At 46.9% G+C, this 18,414-nt stretch carries 15 protein-coding genes; 10 read left to right on the top strand and 5 right to left on the bottom strand.

Features of this window, described 5'->3' with window-relative positions; translation table 11 throughout:
• The first annotated feature begins 36 nt into the window (after positions 1-36).
• The 6 genes from BUB37_RS08880 to BUB37_RS08855 all read left to right on the top strand — a co-directional run bounded on the left by BUB37_RS08880 (position 37) and on the right by BUB37_RS08855 (position 9,142).
• A complete protein-coding gene (locus BUB37_RS08880; RefSeq protein ID WP_072991948.1) occupies positions 37-1,512 on the top strand; it encodes an arylsulfatase in 1,476 nt (491 codons plus the stop codon).
• A 152-nt stretch (positions 1,513-1,664) separates the two neighbouring features.
• Positions 1,665-2,327 (top strand): SGNH/GDSL hydrolase family protein, encoded by a 663-nt coding sequence (locus BUB37_RS08875; RefSeq protein WP_072991945.1) that lies wholly within the window; start codon positions 1,665-1,667, stop codon positions 2,325-2,327.
• Positions 2,328-2,401: 74 nt separating this feature from the next.
• Complete coding sequence (locus tag BUB37_RS08870) at positions 2,402-3,817, top strand: arylsulfatase (RefSeq protein WP_072992781.1); 1,416 nt, start codon at positions 2,402-2,404, stop codon at positions 3,815-3,817.
• Between the two features lie 17 nt (positions 3,818-3,834).
• On the top strand, positions 3,835-5,439 hold the full coding sequence (locus BUB37_RS08865; RefSeq protein WP_212635274.1) for an arylsulfatase: 1,605 nt from the start codon (positions 3,835-3,837) through the stop codon (positions 5,437-5,439).
• Positions 5,440-5,465: 26 nt separating this feature from the next.
• Positions 5,466-7,049, top strand: coding sequence for a glycoside hydrolase (locus BUB37_RS08860; RefSeq protein ID WP_072991942.1), 1,584 nt, complete (start codon positions 5,466-5,468; stop codon positions 7,047-7,049).
• A 35-nt stretch (positions 7,050-7,084) separates the two neighbouring features.
• Complete coding sequence (locus BUB37_RS08855) at positions 7,085-9,142, top strand: sulfatase-like hydrolase/transferase (protein WP_072991938.1); 2,058 nt, start codon at positions 7,085-7,087, stop codon at positions 9,140-9,142.
• 321 nt (positions 9,143-9,463) lie between these two features.
• Here BUB37_RS08855 and BUB37_RS08845 read toward each other — a convergent pair whose 3' ends face one another.
• Entirely contained in the window at positions 9,464-10,564 is a 1,101-nt protein-coding gene (locus BUB37_RS08845) for a DUF3800 domain-containing protein (protein WP_072991931.1), read from the bottom strand.
• A 54-nt stretch (positions 10,565-10,618) separates the two neighbouring features.
• Entirely contained in the window at positions 10,619-11,371 is a 753-nt protein-coding gene (locus BUB37_RS08840; protein ID WP_072991928.1) for an HNH endonuclease, read from the bottom strand.
• A gap of 324 nt (positions 11,372-11,695) precedes the next feature.
• On the opposite strand from BUB37_RS08840, the gene BUB37_RS08835 reads away from it, so the two are divergent.
• The 4 genes from BUB37_RS08835 (at position 11,696) to can (ending at position 15,306) form a co-directional block, all read left to right on the top strand.
• Positions 11,696-12,166 carry a hypothetical protein gene (locus tag BUB37_RS08835; RefSeq protein ID WP_139278092.1) on the top strand — a complete coding sequence of 157 codons (471 nt, stop codon included), beginning with the start codon at positions 11,696-11,698 and terminating at the stop codon, positions 12,164-12,166.
• A 480-nt stretch (positions 12,167-12,646) separates the two neighbouring features.
• Positions 12,647-12,961: a hypothetical protein gene (locus BUB37_RS08825; RefSeq protein ID WP_139278091.1), complete on the top strand. Its 315-nt coding sequence runs from the start codon at positions 12,647-12,649 to the stop codon at positions 12,959-12,961.
• Positions 12,962-13,093: 132 nt separating this feature from the next.
• A complete protein-coding gene (locus BUB37_RS08820) occupies positions 13,094-14,653 on the top strand; it encodes a SulP family inorganic anion transporter (RefSeq protein WP_072991915.1) in 1,560 nt (519 codons plus the stop codon).
• 11 nt (positions 14,654-14,664) lie between these two features.
• Positions 14,665-15,306: a carbonate dehydratase gene (can, locus tag BUB37_RS08815; protein WP_072991912.1), complete on the top strand. Its 642-nt coding sequence runs from the start codon at positions 14,665-14,667 to the stop codon at positions 15,304-15,306.
• Between the two features lie 364 nt (positions 15,307-15,670).
• Here can and BUB37_RS08810 read toward each other — a convergent pair whose 3' ends face one another.
• The 3 genes from BUB37_RS08810 to BUB37_RS08800 form a co-directional block, all read right to left on the bottom strand.
• Positions 15,671-16,114, bottom strand: a complete 444-nt coding sequence (locus BUB37_RS08810; RefSeq protein ID WP_072991909.1) for a lipocalin-like domain-containing protein — start codon at positions 16,112-16,114, stop codon at positions 15,671-15,673.
• Positions 16,115-16,497: 383 nt separating this feature from the next.
• A complete protein-coding gene (locus BUB37_RS08805) occupies positions 16,498-16,872 on the bottom strand; it encodes an endonuclease domain-containing protein (RefSeq protein ID WP_072991905.1) in 375 nt (124 codons plus the stop codon).
• Positions 16,873-17,175: 303 nt separating this feature from the next.
• Positions 17,176-17,997, bottom strand: a complete 822-nt coding sequence (locus BUB37_RS08800; RefSeq protein WP_072991902.1) for a hypothetical protein — start codon at positions 17,995-17,997, stop codon at positions 17,176-17,178.
• Positions 17,998-18,414 lie beyond the last annotated feature (417 nt).

The raw sequence follows: 18,414 nt of genomic DNA, 5'->3' as shown, positions 1-18,414 counted from the left end.
CGAGGAAAAGGCCCCGTGGTTTTCTTTAAGCAGCCTATGAAACACTTTCTTTTTTTATTTGCCTTGACCGCCGTTCTTTTTTCGTGCAAGGATAAAGCCCAAAATACCGGCCATGGCGACAGCGAAACGACCCGGAACGGCACCAAGCCGAATATCGTCTATATCTTGGCCGATGACCTGGGCTATGGCGACCTAAGCGTATACGGACAGGAGAAGTTTTCTACCCCCAATATCGATAAGCTCGCCAAGGAAGGAATGCTTTTTACCCAGCACTATTCGGGCAGTACGGTATGCGCCCCTTCAAGGTCGGCCCTGTTGACCGGTATGCATACCGGGCATACGGTGGTACGGGGAAACAAGGAAATTATGCCCGAAGGCCAGTATCCCATGCCCGACAATACCTTTACCTTGGCCGAGGCCATGAAGGAAGCAGGCTATACCACAGGGGCCTTTGGCAAATGGGGACTCGGTTTTCCCGGGTCGGAAGGGGATCCCCTCAACCAGGGCTTCGACACCTTCTTTGGCTACAATTGCCAGCGTTTGGGGCATAACTATTACCCAAGGCATCTATGGGCCAACAAAGATTCGCTCGTCCTCGAGGGAAATGCAGGGAAAAAGAAGGAAACCTATGCGCCGGCACTGATACATAAGAAGACCTTGGAGTTTATCGAATTGAACAAAGACAATCCGTTCTTTCTATATGTCGCATCCATAATACCCCATGCCGAGCTGGCGGCCCCGGAAGAGCTCATGGAGAAGTACAGGGGCAAGCTTCTTCCTGAAAAGGAATATGAGGGTGTTGACGACGGCCCCGAGTATCGCACGGGCCCCTACGAATCACAGAAAGAAACCCACGCGGCCTTCGCCGCAATGGTCCACCTTCTCGATATTCAGGTAGGGGAGATCGTCGAAAAGTTGGAAAAACTGGGAATCGCCGACAATACGATGGTCATTTTTACCTCCGACAACGGCCCGCACACCGAAGGGGGCGCCGATCCCGAGTATTTTGACAGCAACGGACCGTTTCGAGGAACGAAAAGGGATTTATACGAAGGGGGCATCAGGGTTCCGATGATAGCCAAATGGCCGGGTAGGATCCAACCGGGTACGAAAAGTGATCACGTATCGGCCTTCTGGGATGTCTTTCCTACATTCTCCGATATCGCAGGTATCGATGCTCCCAAGGGAATCGACGGCATATCCTTTTTGCCCGAACTTTTGGGCGATACCGTGGGGCAAAGGGAGCACGACTACCTCTATTGGGAGTTTCATGAAAAAGGGGGAAGGCAGGCCATTCGAAAAGGCAATTGGAAGGCGGTCAAGTACAATGTGTTTGACGCATCCAACAACAAAATACAGCTTTACGACCTAGGGGCCGATCTTTCCGAACAGAACGATGTGGCTGACAAACACCCCGAGATCGTGGAAGAAATGAAGGCCTTGTTCAGTGAGGCGCGTACCCCCTCGGAGGTGTTTACCTTCGATCAAGGAACCTACCTGAACGTAGAATGAAAACACATAGTTTGAGTTAGTTTAGTTGTAAAGGGGCACCTCGGCGGAGGGGCCTCTTTATTTGGTTTATTTGAATACTTTAGTAGTGCTTTTAAATGTGTGGGGCGTTTGGAAGCGAAAACAGGTTGTGTGGTGTATCAAGAAAATGACATATGAAAAAACGACTCTTCCTTATTCTTACGATATCGCTATGTGCCATTTTGGTCGGTTTCGACCAAGATGACCGGCCCAATGTGCTCATTATCGGCGATTCGATATCCCTAGGTTATACCCCCTATGTCAAACAGGCCCTACAAGACCGTGCCAAGGTGGTCCACAACAAGGGAAATGCCCAACATACGGGTACGGGACTCGAGAAATTGGACGAGTGGCTGGGCGATACCCAGTGGGACGTCATCCACTTCAATTGGGGCCTCTGGGACCTGTGTTACCGGCACCCCGACTCCAAGGAAGTGGGGAATAGGGATAAAATAAACGGGACGCTTACCTATACGCCCGAAGCGTATGGGGCCAACCTTGAAAAGCTGGTCCTCCGATTAAAGCAAACGGGCGCCCGGTTGATTTTTGCCACTACGACCTATGTACCCGAAAACGAAGTGGGGCGATTTGTTGGTTCGGACGTAACCTACAACAAGGTGGCCATGGCCATCATGAAGAAACACGGGGTGGCCGTAAACCGCTTGAACCCTTTGTCAAGAAAAATACATAGGAAACATGCCGCCGGTCCGGGAGATGTGCACTATACCAAAGAAGGGTATCGTTTGCTGGCCCAACCGGTGATCAAAAAGATAAGAAGAAGTTTGGAGGCCCCTTGAGTTTCGACGCCCCCCCCCCCTTTGATCTGTTCGCAATAACCCAATTCGATTGATATATGGAACGCTCGAAAAGTATGATGAAAAAAACAATGGTCTGTTTAGCCTTGCTTTGGCTGTGCCTCTATGGGGCCGCCCAGGAAAAGGAAGGGAAGCTCGACGGGCAAAGGCCCAACATTGTCTATATTTTGGCCGATGACCTCGGCTATGGCGACTTGGGCTGCTTGGGGCAGGATAAGTTTGCTACGCCCAACATCGATAAACTCGCCGAACGGGGCATGCTCTTTACCCAACATTATGCGGGGTCGACGGTATGTGCCCCTTCACGGTCTGTATTGATGACGGGGCAGCACACGGGCCATACGCCCGTAAGGGGAAACAATAAGGTGCCCTTGCCTGCGGAAAGTGTGACCCTGGCCGAAATTTTAAAGAAAAACGGCTATGTAACGGGGGCCTTCGGAAAATGGGGGCTGGGCGAGGTAGGTTCCGAGGGAGATCCCCTCAACCAAGGTTTTGACCGTTTTTATGGCTACAATAACCAATCCTTGGCACATAACTATTATCCCTACCATTTGTGGGACGATCGGCAAAAGATAAGCTTGGAAGGAAACCAAGGAAGGTCTACCGGGCAATACGCCCCGGAACTGATCCACCGAAAGGCCCTTGAGTTTATCGAAGAAAACAAGGACGGTCCTTTTTTTCTCTATTACCCTTCCATCTTGCCGCATGCCGAACTGGTGGCGCCTACGGCTTACATGAATCGGTTCAAGGGGAAGTTCGGGCCGGAAAAACCCTATAAGGGCGTCGATGATGGTCCCCGATATCGGAAGGGCCCCTACGCCTCGCAGGAACACCCGCACGCGGCCTTTGTGGCCATGGTGACCGTGCTCGACGACCAGGTGGGCGAGATCATGGCCAAATTGGACGAACTGGGCATTGCGGAGAACACCGTAATGGTGTTCACTTCCGACAACGGACCCCATCAGGAAGGTGGGGCGGACCCCGGGTATTTCAATAGCAACGGACCCTTTAAAGGGATCAAAAGGGATTTGTACGAGGGAGGCATCCACGTGCCCATGATCCTAACATGGCCGGGCCGGGTAAAGGCGGGGAGCACAACGGACCATATATCCGCCTTCTGGGACGTGCTGCCCACTGTTGGCGAACTTATCGGTGCCACCGTGCCCGATGAGGTCGACGGTATTTCCTTCTTGCCCACGCTTTTGGGCGATGAAGGGGCCCAGCGCACCCACGACTACCTGTATTGGGAGTTCTTTGAGAAAGGGGGGCGGCAGGCCGTACGAATGGGAGAGTGGAAGGGAGTGAAGTACAATGTAAAAAAGGACCCCGATGCCCCCTTGGAGCTTTATCACCTCCCTTCCGATATCGGGGAGAACAACAACGTAGCCGATAAGCACCCGGATATTGTGGAGAAAATAGAGGGCATCTTAAAGGAGGCCAGGACCCCATCCGATATTTATAGATTCGATTAAAAAGAGGTATGTTGTTTTTGGGAAGGATAGAAAGTCGTTTTTGGCCCCTGGCCCTGTGTGGTTTGCTGATCGCGTTTACCGCCTGCCGGCAAAATTCGGGGGTGCCGGCGGAAAAGGAAGCCAATGGGCCCAATATTGTCCTGATCTATGCGGATGATCTGGGGATGGGACTCTTGGGCCACGAGGGGCAAAAGATTATAAAGACGCCCCATATCGACCAACTGGCGAGGGAAGGGCTCCGTTTTACCAACGCTTACGGCAATATGTTATGCGCCCCGGCCCGCGCATCGTTGATCACTGGTCTCCACGACTGCCATGAACAGGGCTTCGAGATCACCCCCGGGGCTTTGTACAAAAAAATCAGTACGGACGGGTACGATCAGGCGCAGATCGAGGAAATACTCAACAAAGCCTTGGCCCCTATACCTGACGACCAGGTCTTTTTGGGGCAAGTGGCGCAAGAAGCGGGCTATGCCACCGCCCAGATCGGGAAATTGGAGTGGGGTTTTTCAACCACCGATCATCAAATGAAACGGCACGGTTGGGATTATTATTATGGCTACCTCGACCACGTAAGGGCCCATGGGTTTTATCCCCCATTTTTGTTCGAAACGGGCAATTTGGTGCCAATAGCGGGCAACACCCTAGCCAATTGTGGAAAATCGGGAGAGCCTGAAACCTTGGAAAACTTTAAGGAGCGGAGAAATCGGGAAGGTAAGGCCCGGTATTCCCAAGATCTGTTTATGGACAAGGCCCTCGATTTTATAACGACGAACAAAGACAGGCCCTTTTTTCTTTATTTTCCCACGCAATTGCCCCATGGGCCGGTTGCCATTCCTAAAATACATCCTGATTTTGTAGCCGATGATCGGTTGACGCCCATTGAAAAGGAATATGCTTCCATGGTCAAAATGTTGGACGACAACGTGGGACAGATTATGGAAAAACTCAAGGAACTTAAGATCGATGACAATACCCTGGTCGTATTTACTTCCGACAACGGCCATGAAATCTACTATGCCCAGGAGGGGCGGGTAGAGAAGCCCTATACCAATATCCAAACGGGAAACCGGTTCGACAACCTAGGGCATAAATACTACAGTGATCTGTCGGGCGACGTTTTCGATGGAAATGGGGGCCGTGCAGGAATGAAAAGAAGTAACCTCCAAGGAGGCATTCAGGTTCCTTTGATCCTTAGGTGGCCCGGTAAGATAAAGGCGGGTAGGACGAGCGACAGGCTTGTCGCCAATTACGACCTATTGGCCACGGTGGCCGAGATCACGGGGTTCGGAAAACCCTTTGATTCCGATGGGATATCCTTTTACGACGAATTGATCGGCCAACATACGGGGGCAGGTCACGAATCCGTAGTCTATTCTTCGTACACGGGGCCTACGCTGATTACCAAAGAGGGATGGAAGATTAGGACGGATCTTGACCATGGGGTGTTCGAACTGTTCTATTTGCCCGACGATTTCAAGGAGGCGAACGACTTGTCCGAAACACATCCTTACAAGCTCGAAGAACTTAAAAGGAGACTATTGGAGGCCTGCGAGGGAAACCTCGACAACGGCCATTTTACAAATGGGGGCAGTATCCTAAAATTGTCATTTGAACGGTAAGGAGGTATAACATCGGAAGAAAGGAAATGGAAAAGGCAAGAGCAAGGCAATCGGATTCGGGGGTAAAGTGGAAAGGTAGATGCTTCCTATGGGCATTGGCATTCAGTATGTGCTGGTTCGCAAGGGCCCAAAACAGGCTGGTCGAGGTCGAAATCGATACTGCCATGGCCTTTCAGACCCTTCACAACTTTGGCGCTTCCGATGCATGGGCGGCCCAGTTTACGGGACTGTGGCCCGATGAAAAGAGGAAGCAAATGGCCGATTGGCTGTTCAGTATGGAAACGGATGCCCAAGGTTCGCCCAAGGGGATCGGCCTATCGGCCTGGCGTTTCAATATCGGGGCCGGAAGTGCCCCCCAGGGGGAAGAAAGCGGCATCAAGGATCCTTGGCGCAGAACGGAAGGTTTCATGCAAAGCAATGGCACTTACGACTGGCAAAGACAAGCTGGGCAACAGTGGTTTTTAAAGGCCGCAAAAGAAAGGGGCGTAGGGCAGTTTATCGCTTTTGTGAACAGTCCGCCTATTCAGCTTACAAAAAATGGAAAGGGACATTCGGAAGATGGATTGGCCGCCAATATATCACATGCGAATTATGCCGCATATGCTAACTTTCTGGCAGATGTATGGCTTCACTTTAGGGACAGTGTAGGAGTGTACTTTGATTATGTGAGTCCGTTCAACGAGCCGCAATGGGAATGGAAAGGCGGACAGGAAGGCTCGCCTTGGAACAATAAGGAATTGGCCGCGGCCACTAGGGTTATCGATTCCGTTTTTAGGGTTGAAAACATTGCTGCGCAATTGGAAATTACCGAGGCCGGGGCGATCGATTATCTCACAGGGACCAAAAAGAAACACCATAATAGAAGCGACCAAATTGAAACCTTCTTCAGTCCTTCAAGTCCGGATTATTTGGGAAACTTGGGTACCCTGGCACCTAAAGTAGCCGCACACAGTTATTTTACTACTTGGCCTGTTGAAAAGCTGAAAAGGGAGCGGGAACGCATTGCGGAGAAACTAGCAAAATATCCTTCCTTGGAATATTGGATGAGCGAGTACTGCATCTTGGAAAACAATGAGGAGATCAAGGGAAAGGGCAGGGGATTGGGTATGCAAACGGCCCTGTATGTAGCCCGCCTTATTCATGCCGATCTAACGATGGCCAATGCCAGCGCGTGGCACTGGTGGCTGGCCATGAGTCCGTATGACTTTAAGGACGGTTTGATCTATCACGATAAAAACAGGGAAGATGGTGCTATCCATGATTCAAAATTACTGTGGGCCTTAGGAAATTATTCGAGGTTCATCCGCCCCGGGGCCAAGCGTATCTCGGTAGCGTACGAAGGGTTGAACACGGTTGAAAACTTAAGGGAAGGATTGCTGCTATCCGCCTACAAAAATAAGGATGATGGTATTGTGGTCGTCATTGTCAATCAAAACGACCAAGTGGGCCATTTAAAGCTGAACATGGCACATTATACGGCAAATAGAGTAGAGGCTTACATCACCAATGAATCCTATAACTTACAAAAAAAACACGATTACCCAATGACCGATGGTCAGATTCGGGTATTGCCGAAATCAGTGACTACCCTCGTTATTTCTGTCCTATAAAGAAGGTCTTAAATCTTAATGAATAAAAATAGAAAATGAAAAATTTAGTGTTGCTCGGATTGGCCATGTCATTGTCGGCAATCGCGTTGGGCCAAAAGCCGGACACCCAACCCAATATAATTTTCATCTTAACGGATGATTTGGGTTTTGGCGATTTAGGGGTTCTTTTCCAAAAGCAAAGGGCCGCCAAAAAAGGAAAGCGGGCACCGCAGGCATTTACGCCCAATCTAGACCGTATGGCCAATGAAGGAGCGTTAATGCCGCAGCATTACTCCGCGGCGCCTGTATGCGCACCTTCTAGGGCATCCTTGTTGTTGGGTCAAAGCCAAGGGCATGCCAATGTCAGGGACAATCAGTTTGATAAGGCCTTGGCTTACAACCACACCTTGGGGTCTGTTTTACAAAAGGCGGATTATAAGACGGCGGCCATAGGCAAATGGGGCTTACAAGGCAGGGGCAAGGCTCCCAACTGGCCCTCCCATCCCTTAAACCAAGGATTCGATTATTACTTCGGATATATGAGGCATGGCGATGGACATGAGCATTACCCCAAGGAAGGGATATACCGGGGCACCAAAGAGGTGTACGAAAACCGGACCAACATAACCCCTGACCTCGACAAATGTTATACCGCAGATCTTTGGACCGCTGCCGCTAAAAAATGGATTGTAGACCATAAAAAGAGCGAGGAAGGTAACAAACCTTTTTTTATGTACTTGGCCTATGACACGCCGCATGCCGTTTTGGAACTGCCCACGCAGGCCTATCCTGAGGGGGGCGGACTTAACGGCGGTCTGCAATGGCTTGGGGAACCGGGGAGAATGATAAACACGGCCAGTGGCGAAGTGGATTCTTGGATCCACCCCGATTATGCCGATGCTACGTACATTCCGGAGAACGGTAAAAAGCCGGTACCGTGGACCGATGTCTACAAAAGGTACGCTACCAGTACCCGTAGGATAGACTCCGCCGTGGGCGATATCCTTCAACTTTTAAAAGACCTTAAAATTGATGGTAATACCTTGGTCATTTTTACTTCGGATAATGGCCCCTCGGTAGAATCGTATTTGAAGGACCAGCCCATCGTACCTACTTTCTTTGGGAGTTACGGACCTTTTACGGGAATCAAAAGGGACTGTTGGGAGGGAGGACTGCGTATGCCGACCATTGCTAGGTGGCCTGAAGCTATTAAACCGGGAACGGTAATTTCCAGTCCCAGTATCTCGTATGATTGGATGCCCACCTTTGCCGAAGTGGCCGGTGTTCCTGCTCCGGCGGTATCCAACGGAACCTCGTTGTTGCCTTCCTTAACGGGAATAGGGCAACAGCCGCCCAGTTCTGTTTATGTGGAATATTTTCAGAACGGAAAAACTCCGGGTTATGATGATTTTAGCGCTGATTTGAGAGGCCGTCGTCGTAATCAAATGCAGATGGTACGTAAGGGCAATTTTGTCGGCGTCCGATATGATATTAAGTCGGAGGACGATGATTTTGAAATTTACAATGTAATCGAGGATAGGGAGCAATCGAAAAACTTGGCGGAATCGGCTGATTTTTCGGCACTTCAGGAAGAAATGAAAGCGAGTGTACTGCAACAGCGCATGCCCAACGCTTCGGCGGTCCGGCCTTATGACCAGGCCCTGGTTCCAGGCCTATCGGTGAAGCATTTGAAAAAAGGCGTGACCTGGAAATCCTACGAGGGGAACTTCCCTTGGGTTCCTTCCGTTGCGGGACTAACACCGGCCGAAACCGGGGTGTCTATGCAAATATCGCCCCAAATCCCAGTTTCGGAAAACAGCAAGGTGCTTTATTTTGAAGGCTATTTAAAGGTGCCTGCGGATGGGACCTATACCTTTTACCTAAGCGCCAATGCCGGCGGAATGCTGCGTATTCACCAATCTACCGTTATTGATGCGGATTTCGGATACATAAAAAATTCAAAAATGGGCGGGCAATATAGACTCAAGGCCGGATTGCACCCTATTTCCTTGTATTACAGAAAAGGTAAAAAGGGAAAAGCGCAATTCAATCTGGAATGGAGTGGACCGGGTTTTTCCCGAGAAACAATTCCGGCGGAATCGATCTATCATTAATGGGGATATTCGATTTACAGGGGAGTACATTTTGAAGTTTTTCTTTTTGGTCAAGGTGTTTGGCTTTTGTTGGTGTTTTTAAAATACATCCCCCGCCCTTCGGGTACCCCCTTCAATGCCTGCACTGAGCCTGTCGAAGTGGGGGAATTAATTGTCCCCTTGAGGACGCCGTCTGCGTTAGCAGCGGGCGAGATGGCGCGCTGGCCAAGCAGCGTTATTGCTGATTTTCAGGGGTGTTTTTTGGGCACGAGCGGGGGGGCGGCAGTGGGGGCTAATTAACTGTCTATTATAACTTTATATATAATAGAATAAACAGTTTTATTAATAGTTCAGGTTAAATATAGTTGATTTATCAGTCTCATTGTTTTCAAGATTAATGCTTTTTAAATCAAATTTAAGAAGCTCCAAAACAAAATTTGCTAGTTCATCTTTATGGTTCCCAGTACTTTCAGGATTGTGAATTTTTCTATTTATTGACGCTGTAAAAATATCGACAATCTGAATTCCAAAGTTTTCTTGAGAATCTACGGCATGAAAATCACCAAGATATAGATCAGAAATAGATTGACGTGTAAGTCTTTCTTTTATGTTTTCTAGTTTTAGTTGATCACTTCCTTTTTCTTCATCATCAATCCATACTTGTAGTAATCTTGGTAAAGGTGCTCTTCCGGTAGTATGCTCATGATTGACACCTTTATGAAGTAAGTGGAATGTTAAATCTGTTATTGCGGAATTTATATTAGTTATACCCTTTCTGTTTAATATTATAACTTTAAAACCGACGGTTGGATTTAGTTTTAAAAAGTTCAAAAAGAATTCTTTATATTTTTCAAGTCTGTTTTTACTTAAATTTGAAAAGTGAAATTCATAATTAATATTGTTTTTATCCTTCCAATTTTTAATTTCATTATATGCTTGGTATGCTTTAAAGCCATCTACAACCCATAAGCTTCCTACAGATAAATAACTTTGAGTTTTACCTGTCTCATCTATATAAACAGAATATGTTTCTAAACCTTCAGGTTTTTCCTCTACAGCTATTTTTTTCATCTCATCAGCTAACACGCCTCTATGTTTTTTTACGGCATGATTAGCTTGAAATAATTTGTATTCATTTTGAATTCTAGCTCTAGAACGAGTCAAAGAATTAATAGAGGTCAATTTTTTAAGTTCTTCTTTTGTAATTGAAATTCCATTAAATACATGGTTTTCAAATGTCTTCCAATAACTCCAAGCTAATTCAATATCTGAGTTTCTGGCTGATGTATTGTTGTTGAGAATAAATCCAACTTTGTCACGTTTGGTTATGAGATTTCCACTCAAAACCTTATTCAGTAATTCACTCTTTTCCTTTTCAATTTTTTTATCGACATTGCTATCAGAAGATTCTATATTCTTATCGTTTTCTTCTTCTTTCTTCATAGTTATAATTATAGTCTTGATTGTCTTTAATGGTCAGGGTATTAATTTTTGCGTTTATTCAAACTTGCCCACTTGTTTTTTTCGTAATTGTTTTAATTCCGCCATTTTTAACCAAGGTCTTTTTATATGTGCCATTCTGTGACAGTTGGGACATAGCATTGCAATGTCCTCAATTTTGGTTTTGTGCCCAGCTTTCATTTCGCTTACTGGAATTGTATGATGCGCTTCAATAAAATCCTTTCCAATTTCTCCATACTCTTTTTCAAAGTCAAATTCACAAACTTGACAAAATAAGCGACCATTTTTGTCTTTAAAATTTTGTTTGGCAAGTTGAACAACTTTTAAATTTCGTTCACGAAACTTATGTTTTCGTTCAGATATTTTTCCTTCAGGAAACTCCCCGTCCAATTCTAAATTTGCTTTAAATTCTTTTGTCAGATTAAATTTCCAATATTTTCTCTTTTTGTTATAAGGTTCAATTCCTAGGTTTCTGCAATATTTTAGAAATGCTTTTTCTAACTTTTGATTTGGTCCGAGTTTGTTGTCCAGTATTCTTGCGATTACAGCATTTGTTTCTCGTCCATCTTTATGTGAATTTAGATGTTGGTCTAAATTATTATTTTTATAGCCAACAAATCTACTTGGTGCAAACCTCAGTTCATTGTTAATTTCATAGGCTACAAAACAAGCTCCGGCACGAATAAGTCCGATTGCGGTGTCATTTTCAAAACCTGTTCCTTCCGTTAGATACAATTCAACTGTTTCCAGGTTTTGTTCCAATTGTTCTATGTTATCTATAAGTTTCATTAGCCTGAAGTTAACATTGGTACATGCGTACCACTGTGTCTAAACATTTATTTTCGACTATAAAACAAGGGTTTAGTTTGTTCAAGCCCACACGAATTTAAAAATTCTTACAATCTCGTTCTTACAGAAAAGCGTAATCCATTAAAAATAAGTGGTTTTGGTGTGGGTAGAAGAGGGGTTATGTAAGTATCACAAAACATCCCCCGCCCTGTGGGCACCCCCTTCATAGGGGAATTACTCTTTTTAGGGTGCCATAACGCAGGGTATGGGCGCATAGGCAAAAAACCGATTTTGTTACTTTTGCACTAGAAATACACCCATGGAATGAATAGACTGTTTTTTACCGTTTCTGTCTGTTGTATAATGCTATGTAGTTGTTCCGATGAAGAAATAAAGAAAGAACTGTACAGCCTAAATTATGGAACCAAGGCGGAGCGGGTAGCTACCCTTAAAAAAGAAATTGAAGTACATAGTGATTTTGAGAACGCAGAGTTTCTGTTGTACAATTCAAAAGGATTTACCTTTCATGTAAACACCTTTTATTTGCCCGAATATAGGGATTACAGATACGTGATAAAGCTTAATCCCGAAGACATCGATAAATGGTTAAAAGGGTTCGAAAAAGTGAACCCTTCCGAAAGTTTTGAAGAATGGCCCGATAAATTAATTCGGATAAGAAGAGACGAATGGCCATTGCAAAGTACCCCCGAATACTACGCTATGGAAAATGAAATGGTTTACATGCTGGTGTATAGAAAAGAAGGGGTGATTTTTAAAAAGGCAATTTCTCTATAAAAGCCCAATCCGTCTGAAATGAGTTGGTTTTATGTTGGGTAGGAGAGGAGATTGTGTTGGTGTTGCTAAACATCCCCCGCCCTTCGGGCACCCCCTTCAAAGCCTGCACGGCGCTTGTCGAAGTGGGGGATTTTGTCCCTTTGAGGTGCTATGGCCTAATGTCCCCTTGAGGACGCCGTCTGCGTTAGCAGCGGGCGAGATGGCGCGCTGGCAAAGTAGTGGAACACTGCTTTACAGGGGTGTTGTGGCGAGATGGCGTCAGCTGGCCGTGAAGTTTAGGCAGCCGGGCTTCGGTATGGTCGTAGAAATGATGGAATTCCATTTTATGGCCCCTTATTCTTGCGGTCCGTCAAAAGTAAAAACCTTGTTTTGAGGATTTTTCAATTAACATTCTGTTTAACACTATTTTGGTGTAGATTATTTTGCATAATTGTATTTTTACTAGAAATAATTTATTAAAATAGTTAATTTGGTAAAAATATGTTAATTGGGTCTAAGTGTGTTGCATCGGTTCTTTTGGTCTTCGTCTTTATGGCGGGACTGGTTCAGGAAATCGTGGTAACCCAAGGCGATGATACTTCCATGGCCATGGAGTTGGAGCACCACGACAACCCCAACGATTCTGAACCCGATATGGACGAAGATGCCCTGGACTTTGATATGTTCATGCAGGAAGCCCAGCTGCCCAAGAATGCGCTAAAGGGGAGTAGACAGGGTATGGTTTCGTATATAGACTCCGATTTTCAGGCCTTGAAATCATCTCGGCCCACCCCACCTCCAGAATATTTAGGCTAATATTTTACCTCCATACCGCATTCGGCGGTATACGACACCTTCAATCATTACTAATTAGCGGTCAAAACGCCATCGGCACGCCGAATGGGGTACAGGTGGCCTATTGACTTTATATTCCAAACTTATACTTTCATGAATTTATTTAAACACTGGAGAAAAGACTTGCCGGCAAGTCTTGTTGTTTTCTTTGTTGCGTTACCTCTATGTCTTGGTGTGGCCCTTGCCAGTGGAGCGCCGCCGTTTGCCGGTCTTATTGCCGGTGTGGTCGGAGGGGTCGTAGTCGGCTACCTATCGGGATCCTCCATCGGCGTAAGCGGGCCGGCGGCCGGCCTGGTCGTCATCGTCTTTAACGCCATAACCGATCTGGGTGGTTATGAGCTCTTTCTCACTTCGGTAATCTTGGCCGGGATTATTCAAATAGCACTGGGCATTTTTCGGGCCGGTGTCATTGGTTATTACTTTCCTTCGGCGGTAATCAAGGGCATGCTCAGTGCCATCGGGATCATGATTTTTGTACAACAGATCCCCCTGGCCTTTGGTTTTAGCGGGGATGTGAACACGGATCGGATAGATTTCAGCGTTCTTCAGGACCAGATTACGCCCGGGGCCCTGTTCGTTACCTTTATATCCTTGGCCATCTTATTGCTCTGGGACGGTGTATTGGCCAAGAGGAACAAAATTTACAAACTTGTTCCGGCCCCTTTGCTCGCCGTGGTCGTAGGCATAGTTATCTATGTCACCTTGGGGCAGTCGGGCTTCTTCGCCCTTCATGAAAGTCAGCTGGTCCGAGTGCCCGTTCCACAGGACATAGGGTCTTTTATGGGACAGTTTACCTTTCCCGATTTTTCGGCCCTGGCCAATAAGGATGTGTACATAACGGCATTTACCATAGCCATCGTGGCCAGTCTGGAGACCTTGTTGAGCGTTGAGGCCTCCGACAAACTGGACCCGCTTAAGCGGCAGACACCTACCAACAGGGAACTGATAGCCCAAGGGGTCGGAAACGCGGTTTCGGGCTTGATCGGCGGTATTCCCGTCACCCAGGTGGTCGTGCGCAGTACGGCCAATGTTATGAGCGGGGCCGTGACCAAATTGTCCGCCATTATGCACGGTTTCTTGATCTTATTGAGCGTTATCGCCATCCCCACCTTGTTGAACCTGATACCGCAGGCCGTTTTGGCCAGTGTTCTTTTGGTCATCGGCTATAAATTGGCCAATCCCCAGGCCTTTGTCCAGATGTACCGATTGGGAAAGACGCAATTTGTTCCCTTTATCGTAACGGTGGTGGGCATTGTGTCCACGGATTTATTGAAGGGAATAATGATCGGACTGACCGTGGGGCTGATCACCGTTCTCTTAAAGTCGTACTACAACTCGCACCAGTTGCTCTTAAAGGAGTACAAAGGAAAAAAGAACCTTTTCCATATCAATTTTGCCGAAGAGGTGACCTTTATCAACAAGGGGCGAATTATCAAGGAATTGGATGGATTGGCAAAGAATTCCTTTTTGGAACTGGACTTCAGAAAAACCAAGGTGTTGGACTATGATATCTTGGAATACCTCGACGAGTTTGCCGTTAAGGCGAAAAACAACAACATCCATATTAAAATCATTGCGGAAAAAGAAACCTTGGACAACCCCGAAAGTTTTAGAAAATACTTTGGTCACCAAGTTTTTCAAATGCAACATTAACCCTTAGGACTATGAAACCGGACTTTTATAAAAGCTTAATAAACAATAATAGAAAATGGGTGCAGTCTAAACTGGAGGGCGATCCCGAATTTTTCAAAAAACTCGAAAAGGGCCAGCAACCCCCACTGCTTTGGATCGGTTGTTCCGATAGCCGTGTGCCGGCCAATGAGATTATCGGTGCGCAGCCGGGGGAGGTCTTCGTACACCGGAATATTGCCAATATGGTAGTGCATTCCGACATGAACATGCTCAGTGTGCTCGACTATGCCGTCAACGTGCTTAAGATAAGGCATGTCATCGTCTGCGGCCACTATGGTTGCGGTGGCGTAAAGGCCGCCATGGGCAGCAAATCCTATGGGCTGGTAGACAATTGGATCCGTCATATCAGGGAAGTCTACCGACAGCACCAAGATGTTTTAAGCGGGATAAATGACGATTCCGAACTTTTTGATCGCTTTGTCGAGTACAACACCATGGAGCAGGTGTATAACCTGGCAAAGACATCGATTGTACAAAATGCATGGGAAAGGGGGCAAGACCTTAACCTTCACGGGTGGGTCTACGGCGTAGGAACGGGCATTGTAAAAGACCTAAAGGTCAATTTTAACTGCCATTCACAATTGGAGGAATTTTATCGGCTTGCCGTTGTTTAGGTCCGATACAGGCCTTTACGCCTAGCTCCAACATCCCCCGCCCTTCGGGCACCCCCTTCGAAGGGGGATTTTGTCCCTTTGAGGTGCTATGGCCTAATGTCCCCTTGAGGGGACGGTAAAGTAGTGGAACACTACTTTACAGGGGTGTTGTGGCGAGATGGCGCGCTGGCAAAGTAGCTACGGCTACTTTTCAGGGGTGTTCTATCGAGATGGCGCATTGGCCAAGGGACTGAAAGTCCCTTTTCAGGGGTGTTTTGATCATGGCACAGGTAATGTGCTGTTTTGTATTTCCAAGGCTTGTACGGTCCTTAGCCGGCCGGTCGTACGAAGGTGGTAGCGGGCTGGCTTTTAGGGTGGCAACGGTCTATCCTTCGCCAGGGTTTTTGTCAAAAACCATTTCTTTTGTTTCGTCATTGACTATGGAATAGAAATCTGCCGTCATTTCGGTTTCCGATATCGATTTGATGGTCAATTCATAGGGATAGTCGTCGTCGAGCACCCTAAGTTGGGTGTCACTTAGCCATTCGAAGTTGTTCGTCTTGGTATATGCTATCTGACAATCGCTACTCGTGTCATCGGTATAATACCAGATTTCGGTATTCGTATTGCCCTTAAACTCATAGGAAGTTCTTTTGTCACAATCATCCATGATTTCGTTTTCCATATACTCAATATACCATTTTCCGGTTTCGGTAAGCAGTTCTTCGGGGGTGGGTTCTGCTTGCGGTGCGTCGTCGTCATTGCTACAAGCCGTTAAAATTAGAAGCGACAAAAAAATCGGGGCAAAAAAAGGTTGAAGTGATTTCATCGTTTTTTTTTTAATGTGATACGCCCTTTAATGAAAATGACGGAAAGGGGTTAACATTTTTGCCTCTTCAAATATAGAATTTTTTTCTGGAAGGCCTTGTCGGTAAGGGTATAGGGCTAGCAAAGGGGCCTGTTGGTGTCGTAACCATCCCCCGCCCTTCGGGCACCCCCTTCGAAGCCTGCACGGCGCTTGTCGAAGTGGGGGAATTGATTCCTTGAGGGTGTCTTAAAGTAATGTCCCCTTGAGGACGCCGTCTGCGTTAGCAGCGGGCGAGATGGCGCGCTGGCGAAGCTGCCTACGTCTGCTTTTCAGGGGTGTTTTTAAACATGGTACGGGCGTGACGCTCACGCCAGCGGGGGTGATGCAAAATTTTGTTGAATAGCTTATTCCATTTTTTCTTTCAATTGCTTTATGGTTTCCTCAATTTTTAACAATACGCTGAACATTTCCTGTTTTACCTCTTCATCGGTTAATCGCAAGAACCGTACACCTTCCTTTTCCAGCCGGCCCTGTCTTGTGCTATCGTATTCGTATTTGTAATCGTGGCTGTTCCCGTCTATTTCAATGGCGAGCATTAGTTCGTGGCAATAAAAATCGACAATGTAATCGAGCAGGGGAACTTGGCGGTGGAACTGTACGGTATAGGCCCTGTTTTTTATGTTTTGCCATAATAATACCTCTGACAGGGTGCTGTTTTTTCGCAATTGTCGGGCCAGTTCCTTTAGTTTGGGGTCGTAGGGTATTATTTTGTTTTTCATAGTGGTTCAGAGGGCTTGATAGTTGGTTTTTTGTTGTGTCCTTTAGGTGTTTTAGAATACATCCCCCGCCCTTCGGGCACCCCCTTCAAAGCCTGCACGGCGCTTGTCGAAGTGGGGAATTAATTGTCCCCTTTGAGGTGCTATGGCTTAATGTCCCCTTGAGGACGCCGTCTGCGTTAGCAGCGGGCGAGATGGCGCGCTGGCAAAGTAGTGGAACACTACTTTACAGGGGTGTTCTATCGAGATGGCGCGCTGGCAAAGTAGCTACGGCTACTTTTCAGGGGTGTTCTATTAAGGGGTGTTTTAAAAGCTTCTTTTCCTTAACCCCGTCACGCGTTTGCGCTGGTTCACCCAACCTTTGACCTTCGTATAGACCAGAAGGTAGAGCGTCGCGGTGCCAAAGGACATCAGGGTACCAAGATAGATACCGAACAAGGGGTATACGATCGATATGGTCAAGGAGTAAATGATCAGGGAAAACATACCCACAGGGACATTTTTGATAAGGGTATGTACGTGTTCTTTCGAGTAGGTATAATGGATGATCAGTATCAAGGGGAAGAGGGTCGTTGGGAAGGCCGAAAAAAGTCCCGCCCAGCTCGGTCCCACGAATTTGGGTACGCTGGTGATCCCCAAAATGATCAGGGAGGCAAAAAACGCACGGACAAAAAGAATCTTAAAATTGAGCCTTGCCTTGGTCCCTATGGTGATGTTCTTAATGTCCTTGAACAGATAGAGGTACAGAAAGGCAAAGGCAATGGGCAGGGTTATGGCCATGATCAGGTTGATATCGACAAGGTGCAATAGCCAAACCACGGCAAAATACCCCAGGATCGCCGATAGGGAAGAAAGGAGGATGTTGAATTTGGCAAAATGTTTTGAGGCGATGTAATAGATATACACAAAGCTTAGGGCGGCCGTAAGGCCGATCATGTTGTAAACGGCACTTTTGGCGGCATAATCGGGGTTGACCTCCAGTCCGAAGAAGAACAGGGTGATGGCGGAACCCGTGGGGTATCCCGATAGTATCCCGGCCACCTTGGGGCTCACATTTTCGGCCAGAAGCGATAGGCCGATAACAAGGGCAATGGCAACGATCAATTTTATGGCGAAGAGTAGTTCCATCGTGTTTAATTCTTCATTGGTCGGACACCCTACCGCCAACCTTATAGGTCAAAAATGTGCAGAGGTAGTCTTCTTGGGATCATCCTTTTTAAGGGGTGCAAAATTCATGAAATTATCACAAACCATGGCCTTTTCGCGAGAATTCTTTTATCAAAACGATTTTTTCGTTTTTTAAAGTTGGTTTCATGCATGGGGATGGGGCCTTGGCAAGTCCGTTTGGCCGTATGTATACTGCCCTTTCGGGGTGGTTTTTCCCGATTGTGCCGATTTCCTTCCTTATGCCCTAAAACGGCACCGGTATCTCGATGCCAAAGGTCGAAGCCCACCGTTTTGGGGAAACCGGTACTAGGGCGGCATGTATTCCTGTTCAGGATAGCACAGGATGGGGCGTATCGCTATAAAACCTAAGTTTGAAGG

Source organism: Pseudozobellia thermophila (assembly GCF_900141855.1).
Taxonomy (GTDB): Bacteria; Bacteroidota; Bacteroidia; order Flavobacteriales; family Flavobacteriaceae; genus Pseudozobellia; species Pseudozobellia thermophila.
This window is presented reverse-complemented; position numbering and strand designations above follow the sequence as displayed.